At 52.1% G+C, this 3,660-nt stretch carries 1 protein-coding gene; it reads left to right on the top strand.

Annotation, left to right across the window (positions count from 1 at the left end; all coding sequences use genetic code 11):
- Window positions 1–2,412 precede the first annotated feature (2,412 nt).
- The coding region (locus V6D20_02655) for a hypothetical protein (GenBank protein HEY9814694.1) at window positions 2,413–3,660 on the top strand (1,248 nt) is incomplete at its 3' end.

Genomic DNA, 3,660 nt, shown 5'->3' on the forward strand with positions numbered 1-3,660 from the left:
CCCCGCCCCCGTCCCTGACTTCCCCTGAGCTGACGTCCAAAGTTGTGCCATGGGCTTACGAAAACCACCCCAACCCCGGTCGCAGAGCCACCATCAACTGGGTAGTTCGGGAGGGCAAAAACACTCAAGGCAGGATCTACGACACGTGGGGCCCCTTGAAACACGGCCTCACCGAGCTTGAGTGGCAGAAGGCCCTGCGGGGATTCGATATCCTGCACATGACCCTTGGTACTTTTACACTTTGATTTTATAGCGGAGGAAGGGGGGCGATACAAGCTCCTCGTCGGCCTAGGCATCAACCCGGACCTCCTAGTCATAGACTATTAAACACCTAAATTTTGAGGAATTCAACATCAGTCCTATATTGAGGGGTAGGCATAGGTTTAGGGCAGGTCAGTTCGAGTGACTGGTAGGCAGACTTGCTATTTGTAGGCTTGTTGATCGAATATCAGGCAAGGCATGCTAAAAGGCTTCTTCCCGAGTGCAGTTCCAAAATTGAGAGAACTAGGAAAACTTAAAGCCCTTTTTCGTCAGTTCTATCGTTTAAAGTATGAGGAAAAGCCCCAGCCGCACCCAGGAGCGGACGATGTCCCTGCGCAGTGGAAGGTAGCAGAATTCACAACCTTACGGGACCAGAAACGTCGACGGGGAACAGGTCACTACATCATGCAACTTGTGTGACTTTCAGGAAGAGCGAGCACGAGACCATCGACCATTTAGCCTTGCCGAGCACAAGTCTGCCTGTCATGGCGAAACTTCAAACGATTTTTTCACCTTTGGGGATAATCCAAACTCTCAGCGATGGTGTGAGGACTGTTGGTGCCACTATGTAGTGCAAACACACCGTCACAAGCGAGGGAAGGCCCATCTGGATGGCGCCGATGAGGTTACCAGGCTGAAGAGGGAAGAGGAACAGAGACGGACAGCCAATTTTCATGGCCAAGATTTATCAATCCCGATTGGGCCTGTGCCTCCCCCCTTAGTGGAGTTTGAGCCGCAACAAAGCAACACCGCCATGCTGAGGCCACCAACTGCAGCCCCCCCGCCTGAGCAAGACCTCCACGAGTTCAAGCCTTTCTTTCCACGTCCTACTGGTTGGTTTTGTTAGCCTTAGCACTAGATAGTAGTGTGGCCTACCACGCTGGCCCCTTGCCCCAGAGATTCAAAGAAAAGTTTGATGAGTTTGCGTCGTTGGTTGCAGTCGTCCTTGACCGATTGAGTGATGGGACTGAAAAATCCAGCAATGAAAATGGCACGTAAGTTGGCTCCTCATTCCTCTCATTCAGCAGGTTCCAGAACGACCCAAGGTTAAAGAAGGCCAAGGCCGTCCCTGCTTCAAAGAATAGCCGAAAGAAGTTTCGCCGGGGCATGCTTGGCCTGCCTCCTATCTTCTCAAAGGTCCTGCCTTGCAACGAGACTGTGTACTTTGTTTGGATCCTTGATGCCATCCAAGTCATCCTTGCCCGTGCAGAGGGCCGCGTCATCCTTGACTACGATCCTGCATGGCGTGGCGGAAGCCTGTCTTGTGAGGCCCTTGGTGACTGCTGGTATCAAATATGGCATCACTCAGGTTCGCCAGCATGTGGTGAGAAGGTCATGGTAAGGCGCAGACTTACGCCACAGCTTCCCATCAAAATATTCCTTGATGAGTATAAGGTTGGCGGGGAGACGCATCTGGAGCTGACAATGACTTTGCAGGGTCTGTCTGTTGACAACCAGGAGCTGGCACAGGTGTAGACACAAGTTCTAATACGTAGTTTAAGTTCCCACTCATGACGGTACCCGATTCAGTGCCAGTTTTTGAGGTTCTGGATGCTGTTGTTGTCCCGCCTCTAATGCTCCTCGAGACTGGTGCGCTCAGATACTGTGAGCTTCCTGTAATGGGAAGCTGCGATTTTCTTGGTCAGTGAATGCTGCAATCATGCTACAGGTGACTACCCAGGCCTTGGCAAAGCTGCTGGGTTGAAGCATGTGCTGTCAGGGTTTGCGAAGGATGCCTTCCGGTTGATTTTTGAAGGATTGCTTGTAGACGGGGTCTTTCATCCCACCTCCTTAGAAGACATCTTCAGTGCACCCGAGAGGGACAGCATGGCCACCTACGAGCCGGCCTATGGCACTTACTTTGATAGCAATACATGGCCAGACCCATATTGGGCAGCTTTTTACGAAGAGCACAAGAAGACCAAGTCCGATACTCCAAATGAACTCCGCAGAGTCTACAGGCTTCGGCACGGTCTAGTAAATGATCCAAGTCCTCTCTGGAAACTGCCTATCTTTAGACGACACTTTTTCAAGCATTTTAGGTAATGTTCCCACTGACTCGGTAGGCTAGACGACCTCCATTGTGGGGACATCGGAATCACGCAGGAACTCATCCGAACTTTTGCGCGCTCTCTTGGGCCGGAAACTTTTATGCTGTGGAACGTCCGTGCTCAGCAGCTTCATCAGTCTGTAGGCCTCAAAGCGCCAGCTGCAACCCGGCCCTCACTCGTCGCTGGGCGGAAACCGCAAGCAGTTGTTATTCGACGCTACAAAGCTAAAGTCAAGGTGGACCGTCTCTTTGAAATAGCTACAAACCCCGCTGAGCAGAACATTGAAGATGCTGAGGAACTCGTCGTTGAGGAAGCCGATGATGAAGATGCTGCAGAAGTCGTCATTGAGGAAGCCGACCGTAGCCCAGCTACAAACACCGAAGTGGGTCTTCGTACTTCAGTGTGTGCTCATGGCGGCCATGATCTGAATGCGCTGTTGTGCTGGTTCCTTCATATCTCACGTGGAACGCTGCCAGAACAGCAAGCCAGCTTACTACTCCAGTGGATCAACATCAAGACTTGCCTCTCGGTGGCTGAGGTTTGGCCTGAGCAGCTCCGACACAGCCTTGCAGGAGCCATTGAGAACTTCCGCCGGGGCTACCAGGCGCTTTGCAACGAACTGGGCTTCAAGGTTGCTCCGAATTTCAACCGTCTGCTATCATTTCCGGATCATATCACCTTTGGAGGACCTCCCCGGGCCAGCAACACCCGGTCCTATGAGCAGCAGCACAAAATATGGCGACAGGAATGGCGCTACACCAATCCGCACAAGAAGGAGCTTCAGATCTTACGCAATGTGATGGAGGTCACTACCCTTACGAGTGATGTCTGGGTGGAGAAACTTGGCTACCCAACCTACCTCTACCCAGCTGCTCAGGCACGGATCACAGCCCCAAAACTGCAGACTATAGAAAAGCCAGCGACAATGAAGCTGACGGCAACACAGTCGGAAGACATTGGATTTGGGAAGTCAAAGGCCCCACCTCCTGCTCAAATCCGACCCCTCTTGGAAGAGTACCTTCAGGAGATCTGGAAAGTTTCTGATGACCAACTCGAGGACCTTTTGGTTCCCCCAACGTTTGCCAGCCTTAACGGTGTACACTTCGATGGGGCGATCCTCAAACGTGGAGCACTTCTTGTCGTTGAGTGGGTGGGTCCAAGACCATCAACGCGAACCTCTCCGAATCCATGTTTTGTCCGGTGTGAGCATTTCTACCGAACGGCGTTACCCCAATCTACTAAGAGCGCACCACAGTATGTCACGTTTGTCTTTGGTAGCATTTACAATGTTGCCTCTGGACTTTCACGTCCCGCCAACCTCTTCAAGGCGTCAGAACCTGAGGTACCA

The sequence above is a fragment of the Candidatus Obscuribacterales bacterium genome (genome assembly GCA_036703605.1).
Taxonomy (GTDB): domain Bacteria; phylum Cyanobacteriota; class Cyanobacteriia; order RECH01; family RECH01; genus RECH01.